The 20500-nt window shown below is 47.4% G+C and carries 19 protein-coding genes and 1 pseudogene; 8 read left to right on the top strand and 12 right to left on the bottom strand.

Going from position 1 to position 20500, the window contains the following annotated elements:
- Positions 1-117: 117 nt before the first annotated feature.
- Positions 118-906, bottom strand: a complete 789-nt coding sequence (locus tag ACAN56_RS15615; protein WP_038586322.1) for an ABC transporter ATP-binding protein — start codon at positions 904-906, stop codon at positions 118-120.
- A 127-nt stretch (positions 907-1033) separates the two neighbouring features.
- Positions 1034-1408, bottom strand: a complete 375-nt coding sequence (locus ACAN56_RS15610; RefSeq protein WP_179091728.1) for a Na-translocating system protein MpsC family protein — start codon at positions 1406-1408, stop codon at positions 1034-1036.
- 389 nt (positions 1409-1797) lie between these two features.
- Here ACAN56_RS15610 and ACAN56_RS15605 point away from each other — a divergent pair, with 389 nt between their 5' ends.
- Both ACAN56_RS15605 and ACAN56_RS15600 read left to right on the top strand, forming a co-directional pair.
- Complete coding sequence (locus ACAN56_RS15605; RefSeq protein WP_038586320.1) at positions 1798-2601, top strand: AAC(3) family N-acetyltransferase; 804 nt, start codon at positions 1798-1800, stop codon at positions 2599-2601.
- Positions 2602-2849: 248 nt separating this feature from the next.
- Positions 2850-3161, top strand: coding sequence for a DUF5673 domain-containing protein (locus ACAN56_RS15600; protein WP_379143979.1), 312 nt, complete (start codon positions 2850-2852; stop codon positions 3159-3161).
- A 94-nt stretch (positions 3162-3255) separates the two neighbouring features.
- Here the strand turns inward: ACAN56_RS15600 and ACAN56_RS15595 are convergent, their stop codons facing one another.
- The 8 genes and pseudogenes from ACAN56_RS15595 to ACAN56_RS15560 form a co-directional block, all read right to left on the bottom strand.
- Positions 3256-4629 carry a sensor histidine kinase gene (locus tag ACAN56_RS15595; protein WP_038586315.1) on the bottom strand — a complete coding sequence of 458 codons (1374 nt, stop codon included), beginning with the start codon at positions 4627-4629 and terminating at the stop codon, positions 3256-3258.
- 10 nt (positions 4630-4639) lie between these two features.
- On the bottom strand, positions 4640-5314 hold the full coding sequence (locus tag ACAN56_RS15590; RefSeq protein ID WP_379143976.1) for a response regulator transcription factor: 675 nt from the start codon (positions 5312-5314) through the stop codon (positions 4640-4642).
- A gap of 24 nt (positions 5315-5338) precedes the next feature.
- Entirely contained in the window at positions 5339-6373 is a 1035-nt protein-coding gene (locus tag ACAN56_RS15585) for a DUF4097 family beta strand repeat-containing protein (RefSeq protein WP_379143974.1), read from the bottom strand.
- 149 nt (positions 6374-6522) lie between these two features.
- Positions 6523-7176 carry a P-loop NTPase family protein gene (locus tag ACAN56_RS15580; protein WP_038586310.1) on the bottom strand — a complete coding sequence of 218 codons (654 nt, stop codon included), beginning with the start codon at positions 7174-7176 and terminating at the stop codon, positions 6523-6525.
- Positions 7177-7273: 97 nt separating this feature from the next.
- Positions 7274-7429 carry a hypothetical protein gene (locus ACAN56_RS15575; protein WP_379143971.1) on the bottom strand — a complete coding sequence of 52 codons (156 nt, stop codon included), beginning with the start codon at positions 7427-7429 and terminating at the stop codon, positions 7274-7276.
- 712 nt (positions 7430-8141) lie between these two features.
- Complete coding sequence (locus ACAN56_RS15570; protein ID WP_379143969.1) at positions 8142-8552, bottom strand: YjdF family protein; 411 nt, start codon at positions 8550-8552, stop codon at positions 8142-8144.
- 193 nt (positions 8553-8745) lie between these two features.
- Positions 8746-9914: pseudogene (locus ACAN56_RS15565) on the bottom strand (MFS transporter).
- Between the two features lie 33 nt (positions 9915-9947).
- Positions 9948-10508: a TetR/AcrR family transcriptional regulator gene (locus ACAN56_RS15560; protein ID WP_379143967.1), complete on the bottom strand. Its 561-nt coding sequence runs from the start codon at positions 10506-10508 to the stop codon at positions 9948-9950.
- Positions 10509-10728: 220 nt separating this feature from the next.
- Between ACAN56_RS15560 and ACAN56_RS15555 the strand changes: the two genes are divergently transcribed.
- From ACAN56_RS15555 to ACAN56_RS15535, 5 genes are all read left to right on the top strand, one after another.
- The gene (locus tag ACAN56_RS15555) at positions 10729-12330 is read left to right on the top strand and encodes a PTS transporter subunit EIIC (protein WP_379143965.1); all 1602 of its coding nucleotides are present in this window, start codon (positions 10729-10731) and stop codon (positions 12328-12330) included.
- Between the two features lies 1 nt (position 12331).
- A complete protein-coding gene (locus ACAN56_RS15550; protein ID WP_379143963.1) occupies positions 12332-13186 on the top strand; it encodes a PRD domain-containing protein in 855 nt (284 codons plus the stop codon).
- 278 nt (positions 13187-13464) lie between these two features.
- A complete protein-coding gene (locus ACAN56_RS15545) occupies positions 13465-14922 on the top strand; it encodes a glycoside hydrolase family 68 protein (RefSeq protein WP_379143960.1) in 1458 nt (485 codons plus the stop codon).
- Positions 14923-14933: 11 nt separating this feature from the next.
- Positions 14934-16496 carry a glycoside hydrolase family 32 protein gene (locus ACAN56_RS15540; protein ID WP_379143958.1) on the top strand — a complete coding sequence of 521 codons (1563 nt, stop codon included), beginning with the start codon at positions 14934-14936 and terminating at the stop codon, positions 16494-16496.
- 78 nt (positions 16497-16574) lie between these two features.
- Positions 16575-17294, top strand: a complete 720-nt coding sequence (locus ACAN56_RS15535; RefSeq protein WP_379143956.1) for a DUF4386 domain-containing protein — start codon at positions 16575-16577, stop codon at positions 17292-17294.
- Between the two features lie 7 nt (positions 17295-17301).
- Here the strand turns inward: ACAN56_RS15535 and ACAN56_RS15530 are convergent, their stop codons facing one another.
- Entirely contained in the window at positions 17302-17886 is a 585-nt protein-coding gene (locus tag ACAN56_RS15530) for a Crp/Fnr family transcriptional regulator (protein ID WP_038586290.1), read from the bottom strand.
- Positions 17887-18054: 168 nt separating this feature from the next.
- On the opposite strand from ACAN56_RS15530, the gene ACAN56_RS15525 reads away from it, so the two are divergent.
- Entirely contained in the window at positions 18055-18849 is a 795-nt protein-coding gene (locus tag ACAN56_RS15525; protein WP_038586287.1) for a hypothetical protein, read from the top strand.
- A 620-nt stretch (positions 18850-19469) separates the two neighbouring features.
- Here the strand turns inward: ACAN56_RS15525 and ACAN56_RS15520 are convergent.
- Positions 19470-20396 (bottom strand): ADP-ribosylglycohydrolase family protein, encoded by a 927-nt coding sequence (locus ACAN56_RS15520; protein WP_379143953.1) that lies wholly within the window; start codon positions 20394-20396, stop codon positions 19470-19472.
- Positions 20397-20500: the final 104 nt, after the last annotated feature.

The following is a 20500-nucleotide window of genomic DNA, read 5'->3' as shown; positions in this document are numbered from 1 at the left end:
TTAGTCTTCATCGATATTCTTCGTACAAAACTCACTTCGGAAGCATATGCTTTAAGTTTTGTGAGGTTAGTCTTCCTTGATATTCTTCGTACACGACTTGCTTCGAAAGCAGCATACTTACGAGATATGTGCAGCCGGCTCTTCGCTTCCGCCGCCGGACAGCAGGTCCAACAGATGAGCTTTAAGCTCCATAAAAGAAGCCGATACGGTATCCTCTTTATGTCTCGGACGCGGCATGTCCACAGAAATCTTGGAAATAATTCTGCCCGGGCGGCCGGAGAATACATAGATGTCGTCGGACAGGTAGATCGCCTCGTCAATATCATGAGTGACGAATAATACCGTCTTTCTGAAGTCCTCCCAAATTTCCAGCAGCCAGTTTTGCATCGTCAGCCGGGTCTGGGCATCCAGCGCGCCGAAAGGCTCGTCCAGTAAAATAATGTCCCTGTCATACAGAAGCGTGCGGAGCAGCGCTGCCCGCTGCCGCATGCCTCCCGACAGCTCTGCAGGATGATGGCTGCCGAAGCCTTTCAGCCCGTAACGGTCCATCAAAGGTTGGGCTCTGGCTACCGCCTCTTTGCGCGGCACTCCGCGGATTTCCATCCCGAGAATAATGTTGTCCAGAATGGTCCTCCAGGGCAGCAGCATATCCTTCTGCAGCATGTAGCCGACATGTCCGGTCTTCCCGATAATATCTTCACCGTCTGCCAGGACACGGCCGGTTGATGGAGGCATCAGTCCGGCAATAATGTTGAACAGAGTAGATTTGCCGCAGCCGCTGGGACCGATAATACTGACAAATCTTCCTTCTTCAATGGATAGATTCGTTTCCTGCATGGCGATAATCTCTTTGCCGTCACGGCGGAACCACTTGCTTACCCCTGAAATTTCGATTTTGGCCTTCATCGCTTCATCCCCCTCAGAATTTTGTGATCATATGCAGAAATTCAATGGATAAACAAAAAGCCGCCAGTTTTAGACACAGCCCCAGGGCTATTGTCTGAAAACTGACGGCAGGCCGGCTCTCCCACATTCAGAGTTCCAGCGTAACGTTCAGGTAATGCTCCAAATCCTTCTCCAAAATTATGATCGTACCGGAATATTCGGTCTCCACATCATAATCTTTAAGAACGGCTTTGATATTCAATTGAAATTCATCCATAAAAGCCTGCTTGATCTGACGCTTGAATACCTCATGCAGCACCAGATTAATTTCCCTGCTGGCCGAAGCATCATGGGTATCCAGCACCTTCAGTACAGGCACGCGGCTGTTGATGGATAAAATGATAATCTTGTTTCCTACAAAATCAACCTTCTGCTGCTTAACACCGGCGTTGAACATCCTCTTATTGATTTCATTGTAGATCCGTAAAATATCCTGTTTCCATTGTCCGGCGGAAGCGATCATGGCGATCACTCCTTCATAGCTAATAATAATGTTATAAAATATTACAGGAACATTGGTAACTACGTCACCGCCTATTGCTTATACATCATTATAGATAAAAAGATAGAGTTGTCAATAACTTAATGTTATATTAAATGACATTTAACTAGAAAATATTTTCGGATGTAAGTAAACATAACTTGCATTTTACTCAAATCTCTACTTCCCACTTCTTTACCTGTAACTTGTTCCGCCCATGAGTTAGTACAGTGTAATTCGCTATTCTCAGCTGGCATTTCCGTGGTATAATTTAGTAAATTTTTTAATTCAAGGGCACTGTTTTCCGGAAGCATCCGGAGACAACCCCGCAGCTTATGCGGGGTTATTTTTGTATAAAGGTGGAATTATCTATGACTGAGCTGCAGGAAACAAGAGCCATTTTAACGAAGGAAGACCTGATCCATCAGTTTAAAGGCTGCGGAGTGGCGGCAGGGCAAACCCTGTTTGTTCATGCCTCGCTAAGCAAGCTGGGTTTTGTCGTAGGAGGTGCGGAAACCTTAATCCGGGCGCTGCTGGAGATTGTGGGGGAGGACGGCACTTTGGTCATGCCTTCGCAAACCTGGAAAAACCTCGATCCTTCAACAGGCGTCCACTGGCAGGAACCGGCAGAATGGTGGCCCGTGATACGGGAGCATTGGCCCGCCTATGATAAAGAGGTTACTCCGGCCATCGGCATGGGTGCCGCGGCTGAAATGCTCCGCAAATGGCCGGGAGCCCAAAGATCGGATCACCCCGCCCGCTCCATAGCAGCAGTAGGCAGACATGCAGCCTATATTACGGCGGACCATGATTTGAGCAATATTTTTGGTGCCGGATCTCCACTGGACAAAATTTATCAGCTAAATGGTTATGTCCTCTTGGTTGGCGTCGGCCACGACAGGAATACTTCCCTGCATCTGGCCGAAGCCCGGGCTGATTTCCCCGGTAAGCACATGGTAGACGAGAGCAGCGCAGTTCTGGTGGACGGCAAGCGGGAGTGGCTCACTTATTCGACCCAGGCGGTGGATGACAGTGATTTTGTCACGTTAGGGAATGAATATGAGCAGGAAATCAATCTCAAGATTCATCACATCGGCAATGCCGAAATCCGGCTGCTAGCGCAAAGACCTCTGGTCGACTGGGCCACGGACTGGATGGGGAAATTCAGAGCTTAAACAGACAGGATTCCGAAGAACGGGGCGGTAGTATGACGATTCAGTCCATATTTATAATGGTGCTAAATTTGACTTATTGTGTAATCATCCCGTGGTTTCTCTACTATGCCTATAGACAATACAAGGCTAACCGGTCGGCAGCCGGGCAAATTCGCGTCTATGATCCAGCCAGACTTAATCCACATAAATTATTGCTTGTGGTCACTCTGCTATACGTGAGTACAATTGTGGTTCTGTGACTGTTGTACATGTTCAAGGTCAGCCATGTGATCGAGGATCACTGGTTCTCCTATGTTTTCATGCTGGTTCTTCCGGTTGTCGCCAACCATGACCGAGTACTTATGTACATCGGAGAATACGGTATCTCCCAAGAGGGGAACGTGATCCCCTGGGAATTTATCAGCTATTACGAATTCGGCAAATTGAATACGGTCACAAATCGTTTGTTGCTGGAGATACATACAAAGGATAATGTGATACGTGGATTACTTCCATCTGAATCTCAAGAAGAAATAAGGCAGTTTTTGGAGGAAAATAAGATTCAATCAAAGCCGGCATAGTTAAGACATACCGCCATATGAAGGCAGGAGCCCTCTCATCCTGAGAAGGCTCCTTGAGGTCTGTACTCAAATCCTGAACAAAAATCATCAACATTTACCCTTGGACAAACCGCAGCGTCACTTTCGTCCCCTGCCCCGGCGTACTCTCGATTACAATGGAACCCCCATACCGCTCCATAATGGCTTTGGCGATGGCAAGGCCAAGCCCGGAACCTCCCTGAGTCCGGTTCCGCGATCCCTCCGTGCGGTAGAAGCGGTCGAAGATATGCGGCAGCTGCTGGGAGGAAATCCCCATTCCCGTATCCGAGACTGACACAATCACTTGTCCATTTTCTATGAAATGCTCAAGACTTACCGTACCGCCTTCTGGCGTATACTTCAGCGCATTCTCTACAATATTGCGCAGCACCTGATAGCTTGCGCTTGCAGGCATCCGGATCAGCAGCGCTTCCCCGCTGCGCTCCTCTTCATAACACAGCTTCACTTCAGAATTCACATGTACGGTCTGGGGAAGCAGCTCATTCAAGGTTGCCTTAAGATCGCAGCCTCCATCACCGGCAACGTCCGGCAGAGGTTCTTCCGTTTCGGCAAGCAGCAGCAGCTGGGCGATCAGCTCCTTCATCCTTCTGGTTTCATCCATCATGAAAGCGAGCGACTCTTCCAGCACATCCGGCGATTTCTTCCCCCACCGCTGCATCATATGCGTATGCCCCTCGATGATGGCGAGCGGTGTCTTAAGCTCATGCGAGGCATCGGCGACAAAGCGCCGCTGCTGGTCAAAGGAGACACTAAGCTTATGCAAGAGCCCATTGAAGGTTGCTCCCAGTTCATAGAGCTCATCCCTCGCGGCAGGCAGCTGCAGCCGCCGGGATAAATTATTGGCTCCGATGCTCTGAACCTCCCCGATCATGCTGCGGATCGGCTTCAAGGCTGATCGGGCTACAATCCATCCGGCCACAACTGCTATTCCTGCTGCGATTAATAAGCCAAACAGCAGAATTCTGCCAACTTCCCGCACCGCTGTCGCTGTCCTTGAATACCCGCTGTCTGTAAGCCGCAGCTTAACAGACCCGTATGCGGGTAAAGCCATGTCACTTTCAGCCTTGTATCTGACGGCTTTATCTACTCCCCCTATCCCCGCCTCCGCCAATACCCTTTCCTTCGAATCCAGCATTTGGAGCCGCTGCCCTTTATCCAGGTCAGCCGCAAAAGACGACAAATCCGGTTTAAGCACCGCTGCGGCTCCGCTGCCTTTTCCAATTCCCGGCTTAAGCAGTGAAGGCAAGAAGGAAACCTCCCCAATCTGAAGCTCAAACTGCCTGAGCTTGGCCTCCAGCAAATTGACTTCCTGACCTTCTGTCCACTGACTGAACATGATATATACGAAGCCGCTGAGCACGATTGCCACCATAAGAGACGCCAGCGCAATGGATGCGCTGACTTTACGGGAGAACGTCCATGTCTTCAAGTCCGCCACCTCAATCCCTTAAGATATAGCCGCTTCCGCGGACGGTATGGATCAGCTTTTCTCCAAAGACTTCATCCACTTTCATACGCACATACCGGATATAGACATCCACGACATTCGTCTCACCTTCGTAGGAATAACCCCATACCAGATTCAGCAGCGCCTCGCGATGCATCAGCCGGTTCTTGTGGAGCAGCAGACAGTGGAGCAGCTCAAATTCGCGCTGCGACAATTCAATGTCCCGACCCGCGCGGCTTACGCGATGTGAGGCTACACTTAACGTCAAATCTTTGGCGCTAAGCATGTCCCCGGTCTCCTTGGTCTGAAGTCTGCGCTGTACCGAACGCATGCGGGCGAGAAGCTCCTCGATGGCGAATGGCTTCGGCACATAATCATCCGCACCGGTATCCAGCCCGCGGACCCGGTCACTTACGGTATCCCTCGCCGTGATCATAATAATCGGCGTTTGCTTTGCTGCACGGATTCTTTTGCATACTTCTATGCCATTGATTCCGGGTAAATTCAGATCAAGCAGAATAAAGTCAAAGCTCTCACTCAGGGCTTTATCCACCCCATCAGGCCCATCACTTGCAATCGTAGTCTCATAGCCCTCATACGAGAGCTCCAATTCCAGCAGCCGTACCATTGCCATTTCATCTTCGATGATTAAGACGCGTTCCTTCACTCCTGCCCTCACCTCTCCACTTGCTTATCTGGTTTTCATTAAGGATAACCCGGCCATGGAGGATGCTTCTATACGATAAGTCCCTTTGCCAATGGTTCCGGTCACGTGATTGTTTTTTACCGCCAGCGGAAAATCAGTCTGCGGCTCGCCAAGGGCCGTCTTCCCGTCGACCTCCACCTCCGCGCTCCCCGGCCAAGCCAGGTACACATTTCCTACATTTGAGGAAACTTCCCAGTTGCCGCCAACCTTTCGACTTTCAATGTGGATGTTCCCGGTGGATGATACGGCTTCGATCGTGGAGCTGGCTTCTTTGGAGGACAGGTTGCCGTTCATGGTTTCCATGCCGAGCGGTCCGGCGATCTGATTAGCCACAATATCCCCGTTCATCACGGTGGCCTGAACAGCCTGCTTCGCATCAGACACATGAATGGTGCCATTGTCGCTCCGCAGGGAAATATTATTGCCGATGCCTTTGGCATCAACGTTGCCGTTCGCTGACGAGAGCTTAACTCTGCCGACGCTGAGAACCTTTGATAAGCTGATGTTGCCGTTGCTCACATTCGCCTGCAGATCAGCTGCCAATTTCTTGGGCAGTGTAACGGTCAGATAAATACTTGCCTCCTTATGATGGCTTCTGCCATAACGTTCACTGTAGGCCTCAATATCCAGAACCTTCCCCTCCTTCACCCGAAGCTCAGTCTTCTCCGCAACAGCCGACGCCTCCTTCTCACCCGCTTGATCCACAACCACCGTTGTATGAATTTCAATAGTGCTCCCGCTGCCCTGCTTAATTTCAATTGAGCCATTTCGGTTCTTGATGGCAACCGATTGGATGTTTTTCGCTAAGGAGATGCTTGTCATGCCTTTGTCAAAAGAAAATCCTGCTGCCGTAGCCTTTGCCCGCACAAGCGGCGTGGTCTTGAAATCCGCTTCGGACAGCTGCCGTGCAAAGATGAGCCCTGGGCCGACCCGGCCCGTATAAATCAGCACCATCACCAGGGATAATCCCGCTCCCGCTAGTAGACACTTCATTAAACGCTTCAATATTGAACCTTTCATAGTCATTCCTCCGATTCTTGTGATTGATCGACCTTAGGGTACAACACAATCCATGAGAAAGACTTTGCAGGCAGATTAGAGTTTGATGAGAGCAGGCTGTAATCGAAAAACCACTCCTTTGGCGGAGTGGTTTCGAATACTATTGCTAACTAAAGGTTATCCCTTATAAATTGATTAATGCGGTCAGCATATTCATCCCATAAATAATCCTGATTCTCAATAATTAATTTCGGTATGGCCCAAGAATCAACAATTGCTCTTACAAACGCCTGACTCCCGCCCCACAACTCAGCGGCTTCCTTAAAATCATCATCCGTATGCAGAGCCACCGGCCCCCATTCGTTCCCGCGCACACTGCAAATAAACCGCCATTGCCCTTCAACATTCACTTGGTAAAAGTAGATGAGCAGCGGTTCCAGTGGTGATAATATCTCCTGCAGTGCCAACGAGAAATTGAGCAATTTATCATGATTCATGCCCATATGATACGCGCAGTTAATGGCATCCTGAAACAATACACTTTCAATAATCGTGATATCTTGCGTACTGGCCAGCCTATCCTGAACAAAAGCCCTGAACAGGGCTTGCAGCCCTTCTATGAATAGATCTGCCTGCGCCTCATCCTCAAAGGAGCTGAATTTGTAGCCCTGTATGAACAAAGGATGGTTGTCTTCAAGCTCCAGAATACACCGGTTGGTTACATTCCACGCGGACAATTGATCCGAGAGCATCGTCGCGCAGGTCGTTTTCCCGGAACCCGGCATGCCATCAATAATAATAAGTTTTTTGTTGTTCAATTTCATTTCGTATTCTCTCCTCTGTTCCAAATGTCCACAATGGGAATGGATTGTTCAAACCTCTGTTTACTCTCCGCGATCCAGTCCTTAAGCCACTGATTATTTAAGCTGCTGAAGGATTCATCCCCGTCGTAATTGCGGAAAACACCGAAACCATATTCTGGCTGCCCCCAAGATAACGGAGCTGGCCGCTGCTCATACTGTAACGACTAGCTGCGATTTCAAGCATTGGATGGGTATAAGAATCTTTCGTTCTCATACGAGTGTACCTCCATAGAATTAGAAATCAGATGAGACGGAGGTATAAGGGCAAACCAAACAGCCCAAACCACAGACAGGCAAAATCCGCCGTCCGGTGCTTGGGCATCTGCATATAACAAGGCAAAGCTGTCCCCTGCCGCTAAATCCGGGCATAAAAAGGCCTCCATCTCACCAGTTGATTGAAAAACGGCAAATCAAATAAATCCTTGGCTGCAGGATTAAAAAATTGATAGGCGTCTTCTTATCTCAACTTGATGAAACGAAAACCTCGTGACATACATAAGCCTCTTTTCGAATTGCTGTATTTCAGTCTATCGTATCCAGATGCTGGATATCTGTCAACAAGCAGAAGAGACCTTCCTCGGCAAAGGATGGTCTCTTCTGTTCTACCTTTTCATCGACTCAACTGCTTACCAGTTATTCCCTGTTTCTGAAACAGTAAAGCTTGTGGAAGTATTCAGGAACTTGCCCGAAGGTGCTCCGGTAACCGTATTGTTATTGAAGACCGAGCTGCCGCTGGCGGAGCTTCTAACATATACGCCGTAGGTTCCGGCATTGATGATGTTGTTGGAGTTTTGCAGGCGGGTTTACGGACGTATAACCGGTATGGTCGGATGCGGCGGCCGCCCCGCCTGAAAGTACTGCTGCTTCCGCTTCATAGGCCTGCGAGGCTGCCGATACTAATGCCCTTTGTGCGTAAGCAGGTTAAATTAATGTCCGCGATGTTTTTCCTTCGCTTTTTTCTCCTTCAATTCCCTTATCCGGGCCTTCATGGCTTCCCGTTGCTGATTAGAACAAGTCTGTTTCTCCCGTTTGTTCTTCTCATACTCCAAATTCATAGCCTTTTGAGCATGGGTGGAGACCCCATTCTTGCTTAATTCATACGCTGCCTGCCTTGCCAGCCGCTTCGGATTGACCTTCTTCTTATCAGACAACTTTACGGCAACTTCTTGTGAGAGGCCACCGAGCAGCCTCCACATTTCCTCACGGATAAAATGGAGAATTTCCTCGTCCTTAGGCTCTCTTCCAAAAATGTACCTGGCTGCCTTCAATTTCCCTTGGTCTTCCTGCTCCACAACACCTACCCAATACTGCCCATCGTGATAAACCGTAAGCTTCATAATGAAACCCCCTCATTTAAATCGGAAACGATGGACATCCCGAGGGGGGAAGGCTACTGACACGGCGCTCTTGAAATATAGAGTCATCCTAGTGCCTGGACTACCAACCAGACTGTGTTTTTTCGTTCCAAAAAAAATTATAGTTACATCACTTGAAAACAGCAAGGCTAATTCTCTCAGCATAAAATGACTTTTAGATGTTGTCTTTAGATACTTGGGGCTTTTTGATGAATAAAGACAATACGACGTTAATCACTGCTAACAACAAACCGATTTTAAACACCAGTGATGATCCGGCTGCTGTAGCTTCTGTCAGATCATCTCTAACTGTTGCCAAGTAACTATTCTGTTTGGCTGATAATATCGATACCATTATTGCAATACCAATAGCGCCAGCAACTTGCTGAACGGTTTGAGTTAGAGCAATTCCATCCGGATAGTACTGTTTCGGAAGAGCATTTAAGGTATTGGTTTGTACCGAAGCCAGTACCATACCGATTCCTAACATCATGATAATATGAGTTACCGCAATCATCCATAAAGCCGTGTCCGTACCAAATTGTGAATAGAACGCATAACCAATCCCTACTAAAATGGTACCAGGTGCAATAACCGCTTTCGGACCATATTTGTCAAACATACGGCCAATGGTAGGCGCTAATACACAGTTAAGCAGGCTGCCTGGGAGAAGAATAAGACCTGTTGTAAATGCAGCGATGACTAAAGCGATTTGCATATACATCGGTAGAATCACAAGCAATGACAGCATATTGAAGAAGGTTATGAAACTCATAATGATGCCAAGCACGAAGAGCGGATATTGAAATGCTTTTAAATTTAGCATAGGATTTCCCATTTTCGTCTGACGAACAACAAAACCAAACAGTGCTATAAAACCAATGATGATGGCCCCTATAACCGTTGTACTTGTCCACCCGATATCTCCAGCAACACTTACTCCGTATACAATACCGCCAAATCCGATCGTCGAAAGAATTACAGAGAATGCATCAATTGAAACCTTACGTATCTCATTCACATTCCGTAAATAGATCAAACCGAAAATAAGGGAAAACAGCAAGAAAGGTATCGTAACCCAGAAAATCCAATGCCAAGATAAGGTATCTAGAATAAGTCCAGCTAAAGTTGGACCCAGTGCCGGACCATTTGACGCGTGGTGAATTTCTGCATCAAAATCCCTGTTACCGGCACTAAAATCCCTAGTGTTAAAAAATATCCTGTGGCTAACCATTGGATCGTCGTGGCATCCACATTAAATAATTTGCTTAAATCTCCCAAGGCAATATTTAATGCCGTTTCACTAAAAAGTCCAACAAAGCCCGCTACTAAAAGAGCAGCCATTATCGGCCCTTTTTTAATTTCTTTACTCACTTATTAAAACCCCTTTAAAATAGTTGGTAACACTTGAGAAATCACTCGAAGTGGTTCAGTTGCTTGTTGTGTTAAGCAGAGAAGCATTGCGCCTTCAATAGAGGCTGCCAGCATGAGCGCTATTGAATACGCCTTATCTTTTGAAAATCCATCTGCAGCTAACTTATTCAAATAAATATCCTGTATTTGCTGATACAACTGTGCACAAGCATTGCGAATGGGATCACTTAGCGAAGCCATTTCGCTAACGATGCTGCTGAAGGTGTATCCGGTAACCGTTCCTTCCGTTTCTAAATTAAAGATCAGCTTTTCAATAAGTGCTGTGAGTGCTTCTTGCGTGGTCGAATACCGTCCAAAAATCTCCTCGATATCCTTCGTAATGAAATCTTTCAAAGATTCCAGGCAGGCAATAAGCAGTTCTTCTTTTCCATTTGGAAAGTGATGATAAAGCGCACCTTTTGAAATATTGCATGCTTTTAAAATTTCATTTAGTCCTACACCTATATATCCTTTTTTCTGGAAAAGAGTTGTCGCGATGTCGATGATCAGCGCCTTTGTATCCATTCCCATCCCCCCCCTCCATACCGACTGGTCTGTTTGTAACTTTATCAAAAAAATTTCCTGTAAGTCAAGAGTTTTTAGGCTAACTAAGTTTCAAACTAAGGCGGAATACCTGTTTTTTCTTGATAAGGTGGTAATTCCTGACCATTGATTTTAGAATCGATCATTGTCACAATTAGATTCCTGAGATAGCCGCTGAGCAAAATGGTTGGGAGGCACAGTAATGACGCAAGGGAATATCCGCATGGAACAGGCTGGAGAGACTGCGAAGGAGATACGCGGTTCGGCAAGGGAAATGGCTGTACATCTGATTAGGCTGTCCGGAGGATCCGGCAATGTATTAGAAGCCATTCACTGCACAACCCGGCTTCGCCTTAGACTGCGGGACAGTTCCCTAGTGGACGAAGCCGGCCTTTCCGGCATGCAGGAGGTTCAGGGCGTGTTCTTTCGAGCCGAACAGCTGCAAATTATACTGGGATCAGCCAACGTCTTTAAGGTGCACCGCCAGGTTGTCCGCATCCTTCAAGACGGCCAGCTAACACAGCAGGAAGAGGTTCAGTCTGCCGGACCCTCTGAATCCATAAGCCCGGACAGCACTGCCGGGTCCAAGCGGGCTCTACTTCCTTTCTGGTCTGAAGTACGGAAACGGAAACCCTCCATGCCGGCCACCGGCACCGATGGTTCGCCTTCCAAGTCAAAGAACCTGGTCAAAGGTGTGCTCAGACAGATGGTCGATGCGGTAAGCTTTTTTTCCGATATCGTCGTGCCCATGATTCCACTCTTTGTCGGGGTCGGCCTGCTGCTGGGCCTGCTTAGTATGATGGAAGCCTTCGGGTGGGCGCAGCCGGAGAGTGTCCCGTTCCGAACCTTGTCATTACTGACAGGTTCAGCATTTCAGATTTTGGCTGTGATGTTTGGTTATCACACGGCCAAGCGGTTTGGAGGCACCCCTGCGCTCGGCGCTGCAATCGGCGTTGTCATGACCCGTCCTGATCTATTGCAGGTCACCGGATTCGGAGGAGCACCGATAAGTTCTGAGAATTTATTATTAACGCCGCAGTTCGGGTATCCAGGAGCCGTAATTCCTACGATTCTTGCGGTATTGCTAATGAGTCTAATTGAGAAGTGGCTGCGCCGGATCCTTCCATCATCGACTGCAGTTATGCTGATCCCCTTTTTAAGCCTTGCCGCCGGGGGCAGCATTGCGATTCTGGTCATTGGTCCACTCACCTACGAACTGAGCAGCTCTCTTGGCAGCTTGCTGGAAGTGGTGTTCAGATACGGCAGTTCGTTTTTCGGTCTGCTGCTTGGCGGAATCTACAGTTCTGTTGTCGTGAGCGGGCTGCATCATGGCATTCAGGCAATTGAAATCGGATTGATCACCAATCCGGACGTCGGCGTCAATTTCCTGCTTCCCATCTGGTCTATGGCGAATATCGGCCAAGCTGCCGCCGGACTGGCCGTGTATGCCAGAACCCGTGACAAAGCATTGAAAAAAATAGCCCTACCCGCTTCAATCACCGCCTTTCTCGGCATCACCGAACCGGTCACCTTCGGCGTCAACCTGAAGCTTGGCCGCCCTTTCTTGGGCGCTGCTTTGGGAGGTGCCGCCGGAGGGGCTTATGTAGCTTATTATCAGGTGGCAGCTGATTCGTTCGGCTTAACTGGGATTCCAATGATCGCCTTTACCGTCCAGCTCGGGCAGCTGAATCTTATCCATTATTTGATTGGTTTTCTACTATCAGCAATAACAGCCTTTACAGCCACCTGGATTCTTGGGGTTGACAAGCGACTTCTTAAGGAACAAACAAGCATAGGAGAATAACATGAAAATCAAAAAAATTCTGAACAACAACGCGGTTGTGGTAAACGACCTTGGAGAGGAAAAGATTGTCATGGGTTCCGGTATTGCTTTTCAGAAAGGGAAAAACGATATTATAGATCCGTCCCTTATTGAAAAAGTGTTCATTATGGATGACCCGGATCAATACGGCCATTTGCAGGAAATGCTGGGGACACTGCCTGAAGAAGAGATTGCCGCGTCCGAACAAATTATTTCTTATGCTGAACGTGAACTGGAAGTGACGTTTAATGAGCATATTCACATTGCACTGACAGATCACCTCTCCTTCGCTTTGGAGCGGATCGCTAAAGGAACGATGATCCAGAACACGCTGCTGGATGAAATCCGCATTTTATATCCGAGAGAGTTCCAGATTGGACAACAGGCCAAAAACATTATCTATGAAACACTGCAGGTCGAAATTCCCGTGGACGAGGTCGGATATATCGCCATGCATATCCATACTGCCTGGAAAAACGCCGGAGCTCACGGAACAAATACCGAAATGGCAGCAATGATCCGTGATATTGCTGAAGGTGTGGAACAGGCTGCCGGTGTTACGCTCAAACGAGGCTCCGCCAATTACGAGCGTCTGGTGACTCAGCTTGAAAACATCCTGAAATCTGATGAAACCGGCAAGCTTCTCAATGAGTTGAACCCTGAAATTGTACGAATTGCCAAAGAACGCTACACCCGGGCCTACTTGCAGGCCAAGGAGGTTGGCGATCAGGTTGAAGAAGATTACGGGTATACTTTCATCGACAGCCAGCTGGTATTAATCGCCATGGAAATTGATCGGATCTGTACACGGTCGATGGATGGTAATATATTGAAATGAAATAACGCGGGACTTTAGACCCTTGATATCAAAACGATATCGAATACCCCTAGTATCATCCTCAAAAAAAATAGGGATTTCAGTCTATAGCCATTTCCCGTTAAAAAATTATAGAATTAACGCGACAACAAAATATGTCGGGATTGTTACTGTTAAGCAGGCAAGACCTAAAAATCCGTTTGGGAATCGATGCGTTTTACGTATCCCCAATGGTATTTTTAGGTCTTTTTTTCTGTTTAAAAACAACAAAAATTCGAAATCAGAAGGAGACCGGGAGAATGAATATCAAAAAGATGGTAAGACAAGCAACAGCAGTAACCTTTACAGCAGCTTTACTTACAGGTGGCGGGGCTTCAGCTTTGGCCAAAGACGATAACAGCAAGAATTACAATGAAGACTTTGGTTTTTCCCACATTACCCGCGCTGACATGCTGAAAATACCGGAACAACAAAAAAGCGAGAATTTTCAAATCCCTTCGTTTGATGCTTCCACCATCAAAAACATTCCTACTGCAAATACAGTGGATGAGTCTGGCAATGCTCTTGATCTGGATGTTTGGGACAGCTGGCCGCTTCAGAACGCAGACGGAACCGTTGCCGAATATAATGGCTACCATATCGTGTTCGCTTTAGCGGGAGATCCTGAAAAAGGATGGGACACCTTCGTATACATGTTTTATCAAAAAGTAGGCGACACCTCGATTGATAGCTGGAAAAATGCCGGCAGAGTTTTCAAAAATAGTGATAAATACGTTTCAAACGATCCGATTCTAAATAACCAAGCCGAAGAATGGTCCGGTTCTGCAACCTTAACCAAGGAAGGCAAAGTCCGCTTGTTCTATACCAACCGTCAAGGCTGGGATCCGGCGAATAACTTTTTCGGCAAGCAAACCTTGACGACTGCTCAAGTGAATGTGTCCAAGCCTGATGCGGATACGCTGAAAGTGGATGGCGTGGAAGATCTCAAATCAATCTTTGACGGAGACAGCAAGTTCTATCAAAATGTGGATCAAGCATTCGGTGAAGGTAACTATGATGATAACCACACGTTAAGAGATCCTCACTATGTGGAAGATAACGGTCATAAATATCTTGTTTTTGAAGCCAATACCGGAACGGAAACAGGTTACCAGGGAGAACAATCGTTAGACATCAGAACTTATTATGGAGGCAACAAACCCTTCTTCGAAGCTGAAAAAAATAAATTGTTGTCCAGTCCTAAGAAATCTCTTGCGACCTTAGCGAACGGCGCACTGGGTATTATTGAGTTGAATGATGATTACTCGCTCAAAAAAGTGATGAAGCCGCTGATTGCCTCCAATACCGTAACGGATGAAATTGAACGTGCGAACATATTTGAAATGAATAACAAATGGTATTTGTTCACCGATTCCAGAGGCTCCAAAATGACCATTGATGGAATCGGCGCTAATGATGTATACATGCTCGGTTATGTAGCAGATTCATTGACCGGTCCTTACAAACCGTTGAACAAAAGCGGACTTGTACTGCATATGGACCTTGATCCTAGTGATGTTACCTGGACTTACTCTCACTTCGCGATCCCGCAAGCAAAAGGAAATAACGTGGTAATCACAAGCTATATGACTAACAGAGGTTTGTATGAGGACCAGCAGTCCACTTTCGCCCCAAGCTTCCTGTTGAACATTAAAGGCTCGAAGACCTCGGTAGTTAAAGACAGCGTTCTGGAACAAGGACAATTAACGGTTAACTAAGAGGTATCCATTTGAGCAGCCATAAGCGGACGTTTACACGACAGCTCGTTATAGGGATCATTGGTTTAAGCTTTGTGATCACTCTGGGATTAGCGGGTTATTATTGGGCAAAGAGCAATCCACTGAAGCAAGACGAGGATTCTGATCCAAAGCCAACCTTACGGGCCAGCTATCATTTCACAACGCCAGACAAGTGGAAAAACGACCCGCAAAGGCCCATTTATTACGATGGAGCCTACCATTACTATTATTTGTATAACGGTGATTATCCGAGTGGGAATGGCACGGAATGGCGGCATGCCACATCCACAGATCTGGTGTATTGGAAGGACGAAGGCATCGCCATCCCCAAATATAGTAATCCGAATGGCGATGTCTGGTCAGGTTCGGTTGTTGTGGACGAGGCAGGCACCTCAGGTTTCGGAAAAGGCGCTCTGGTCGCGATTGTGACACAACCCTCCGCCGAAGGGGGAGAACAAGAGCAGTATTTATGGTATAGCACAGACCGGGGAAAATCATTTAAGGCTTACAGTAACGCTCCTGTTCTGCCGAATCCGGGAACTGCTGATTTTAGAGACCCGAAAATCATGTGGAATGAGCATTCCCGCAAATGGATCATGACTTTGGCAGAAGGCACAAAAATAGGCTTTTACGAGTCTCCCAACTTAAAAGACTGGCACTATACAAGCGGTTTTGTAACGGAGAATATCGGGCTTGTGGAATGTCCCGATCTGTACGTAATGCTTGCGGAAGACGGGACCTCTAAATGGGTGCTTGGGGCCAGCGCCAATGGGAAATCATCAGGAAAGCCGAACACCTACGCTTACTGGACAGGGGCTTTTGACGGAAAGACATTTGTCCCTGATCGGCAGGAACCACTGTGGCTGGATTATGGCTTTGATTGGTATGGTGCTGTAACCTTTGAAGACGGGACTAACAGCGGTCCCCCTGCTCACCGTTACGCTTTAGCCTGGATGAACAATTGGGAATATCCCCATAATACGCCGACGCTGCACGAAGGCTTTAACGGAATGGACTCTATTGTTCGTCAAATTGAACTCAAACAGACTGGCAACGGCATTTATCATCTGGCTTCGCAACCGCTTGAAGCCCTAAGTAAGGCGGCGGATTCAACCGTCTCCTATAAAGAAATCCAAGTAAAGGGCTCTACAACACTTCCGTTCACAGGAAACTCGTATGAGCTTGAGGCCGATATGTCCTGGTCTGAGCTCAACAATATGGGATTTAGACTCCGGGAATCCACCGATAAAAGCCGTCATGTAGATGTCGGAGTTTCTGTAGAGGGCGGTTACACCTACGTCAATCGGGCTTATACAGGAAATCCTGACACGAGTGGACAATATCTGGAAAGCACGTCTCCATTCGATGCCAGCCAGAAGAAGGTTCATCTGAAAATTTTTGTCGATAAAACAAGCGTCGAAGTCTTTATTGATGAGGGTATTATCGTGCATTCCAGTCTCATTTTCCCGGAATTAAACGATCAAGGCATTACCTTATTCTCAGAAGGCGGAACCGCGGTCTTTAAAAATGTTGTGATTAAGCAGTTCCATTAAGCTCTTGATTTAAGTCAATGCTCCGTCATAATTAGCCGTTTACAATGAAATCAACAATGTAAACAAGGAGGTTAAATTATGACTACCCCAGTTAAAGAAGGATTGGAACTGCGGAAAACAGCACTAACTGCCGGCATATCACTTATCATCATGGCGATTGCAGCATATTTTTCCTATGGTTATGTTCATGGAAGTCTTGTTATACAAGGCGATGCCAGTGCTACATTGAACAATCTCAGGTCATCCAATATGCTTTTCAGGGCTGAAATCTTTGGCTGGCTTCTTATCCTGATCTGTGACATCGTTGTTGCCTGGGCGTTCTATCTTATCCTGAAGCCCATTGATAAAAAGCTGTCCTTGCTCGGTGCATGGTTCCGTCTTATCTATTCAGCTATATTGGGAATTGCCATACTGAGTTTGCTATTAGTGATGCTTCTCTCGAGCGGCGCAGACTATTTATCATTATTTACAACCGGTCAACTACAGGGATATGTGATGCTGTTTTTGGAAGCTTTTGAATTGATCTGGTCGGCCGGTTTGATCATTTTTGGCGGGCATCTAATGATTGTGGGTTATGTCGCTTTCCGATCTGACACCATCCCTAAAGTCATTGGCATCTTATTGTTAATTGCTGCAGCAGGATATATTATCATTCACTTCTGCAACTCGTTTCTTCCACAATACGATGAGTTCATTACGATCCTTGAATTTGTATTTAACGTGCCAATGATTGTTGGAGAACTGGGGTTTGGGATATGGCTGATGATCAAAGGCGGAAAATTCCCGAAAAAAGCATGATCTCTGCCTAAATCTTATCCTGATTAATCCGCTTTTTAATTCTGCTTAGTGACTCTGGGGTAACCCCAAGATAACTCGCCAACTGATGCTGGGGTACACGATCGACTAAATATGGCCGTTTCAGCAAAAGTGTCTTGTAGCGTTCTTCAGGCGTAGAGCCGATAAATGCAGCGAATTCCTCTTGGACTTCACCAAAGTTGGCCTCTACCATCCTGCGTGTCATGGACTCCAATTGGGAGTGTTTATGATACATGTCCTGTTCGGTATCAAGATCACCAACGACCAATATGGAGTCTTCCAGACATGTTAAAGAATACTCGGATGACTTATCATGTTTATGACGATTGAAACTTGAAATGCCTTGTTCTTCTGTGTAGAAATTAGATGTGAACTCTTTTCCCGCCTGATCTATGGAGTACTGTCTCACACAGCCCTTCATCACAAAATAACATTTAGTAGGGACATCTCCTTGTCTAAGGAGCGTTGTCCCTTTTTTGTATTCCTCAATATGAATTTCCTCAACAATTGCCTGTTGCTCTTCTTCATTAAGAGATGTGAATCTGGTCAGGTACTTTAGCAATATTGTTTTCACTTTACACCCTCTCATCCCCTGCTTAAGCCATTATGATTCCTACTATTCCTGAACTGCTACTTTCATTATAAGCCCCCTTTACTAATTAACAAAACGGCTGATAAGACCGATATATATACATAGCTTTAACTTTATTTAGTATATACATCTACAAATTGGAGGTTCCGTATGAATGTATCGCGTTCTATTCAGCGTTCGCCCCTTCCATTAGCCGATCACGGTCGGCTACAGCGAAAGGGGGCAGAACAGAAGCCCGGTCCAGACATGAAGATTCCAGCAAATCCGCAGACAAAGCTAATTAATCAATTGACCGAGCAAAAGCAGTCCCTGATCGACAGACGTTCCGAGTATGTGGGCAACGCCCTTAAAAGAGGGGATAGTCCCGAAGTGGTTCAGGCCGAGCTCGCTTCACTGGATGAGCAAATTCAGCAGCTGGACGAGCAAATTCGAATGAATTCTGTCGAAAACCAGCGCAAAACACAGGGTTTGGATGAAGACACTAAAAAAAAGAAGGAGGAGGAGCTTTCCCAAAAATCGTGGAGCCCGGACAAACAAACGCCTGAGGAACAGCAGCTTGCCTATACAACGTACACCTTAAACGGCGTTATATCCGCCCATAATGATTTAAAGCAAAGCGGTTCTGTGAGAATGGCGCAAATCACTTTGCGTACTGAAGCGAAATCCTTGGAAAACAGTAACCCTGTAAAGTCTGCAAGACTATTCCAAAGAGCTTCCAATCTGGATCAGAAACTCATGAATATTGCTAAAAGCGCCCAGGATAAAATGACAGAAGCTGTACAATCAGCCCCTTCGCCAGTTAGTCCGAACGAATCTCCTGCAGATGTGCAAGACAAGAAGGATCCGGCAACCGAAGGTGCTTCATCTACGCCGGAAATACAGATCTATGCAGAAGCAAATAAAGAAAAAATCCCTCCGGGCAGCCAGATTGACCAATTAGTCTAGGGCATGTCTTCAAACCACTTCCCCGCCAAAACCTGCCGCTGTATGCCCTAAGGAATCATGGGTACAGTACCATTTTCTGATCACATGCGGAGAAAGGCGTTTCGCCACTAGGTAGTTTTTTCGGTGGAGGCTTACGTCTCGGTGTTTCAAAGACTTCGCTCTTCTTCCGAAGGCGTGTGTGTGCGACTGGAAAGTGTATTCCTGGCTCTGAGCACGAACGGACCGAGTTGCACTTAATTGGGGCTTTTAGCCTGTTACAGGAGGACAACGGACTCCAGCGCAGTTATTTCTCCCTGCTGACCGTTTTTAGCTAGAATGCAGAGCAGATAAGGTCGCCTGGGTCCGCAAAAGAGAATAAACAGGGAGTTTACTCTCCATAGCGCCTCCTGAGTCCGTTTACGGGTAAACGAACCCGCTGCGGGCTTTTAGGGCCCTACTTTCAATACTAAATCCTTGCTTCCCCAGAGCTCTTCCAGTTTGAAGACAGGCTCTAGTACATCTAGGATTACATAATATAAACAAGAATTCCCATGCCAATAGGCATGCGTATGCCCCCCTGCTCTTCTGACAGGGGGGCGTTTTTCCACGCCAAAGGCTTCCCTACTTCCTGCCCAGCCCGCTTATCTCCCCGTGCGCTCTGCAAACAGCCGCCCGGCGTAGTCGCTAATCAGCGCCTGCATCGCAAGCTTGCCGGCCCAGCCCGCCGGGATGCCGCTTAGACCATAGTAGGCTCCGGCAATTTGGCCGTAGACTGCGCCGGTAGTATCGGCGTCATTCCCCAGATTGACGGCGAGCAGTGCACCTTCGGCGAAGCTTGCCGATTTGTGAAAAGCCCACAACGCCGCTTCCAGCGATTCAACGACATAACCTGTACCTTGAATCTGCGGAGGTTCCTTCCGCTTATAAGAACCGGTATAAATGTCGGCAAGATGCGGTGTCAGCAGGTCCTGCTGAAGCCATTCGGCAAATGCATCAGGGGCCAGCATTTCTTCCTTGCGCCAGCCATGCAGCCCGGCGAGGATGTAGGCGGCCATCAGGCGGCATGCGCTCAGACACTCCTCTGCGGCATGGGTTGTCCTTGAACTGCGTGCCGCAAAGTCTATGGCAGCTGCCGGATGCTCAGCATAGTACATAACCACCGGAGCAAGGCGCATGATCGAGCCGTTCCCGGCTGAACGGGGATCCTCCGATCCGCTGTAAGCTTCACCAGTGTCCTCGAAATGCTGCAGTGCCGCCCGTGTGGAGTTGCCGATATCGAAGCATTCCCCCGTGCTGCTCAGATAACCCTCACGGAACCACTCTGTATAACGCTGCATCTGATCAGCAGCGTCAAAGCCCTGCTTCGCCAGCAGACTTTCCGCTAGGCAAAGCGCCATCGAAGTATCGTCCGTCCATTGTCCGGGCAGCAGTTCAAACACGCCGCCTCCTATGATATCCTCCATAGGCACAAACGTGCCGGGGGCCTTGAATTCCACTGTGGTCCCCAGAGCATCTCCAACCGCCAACCCTTGCAGACAGCCTTGATAACGATCCATATCTAATCCCATTGCAGTACCTCCTTTGCATGATTTCCTAAATATCAACGTTATGCCTAATAGGCAGTACATTGTCGCGTCATCTGCCGTTACCGCCATTGTCCGTGCACATATAT

This window comes from Paenibacillus paludis, from assembly GCF_042610515.1.
Lineage (GTDB): Bacteria > Bacillota > Bacilli > Paenibacillales > Paenibacillaceae > Paenibacillus_AQ.
This window is presented reverse-complemented; position numbering and strand designations above follow the sequence as displayed.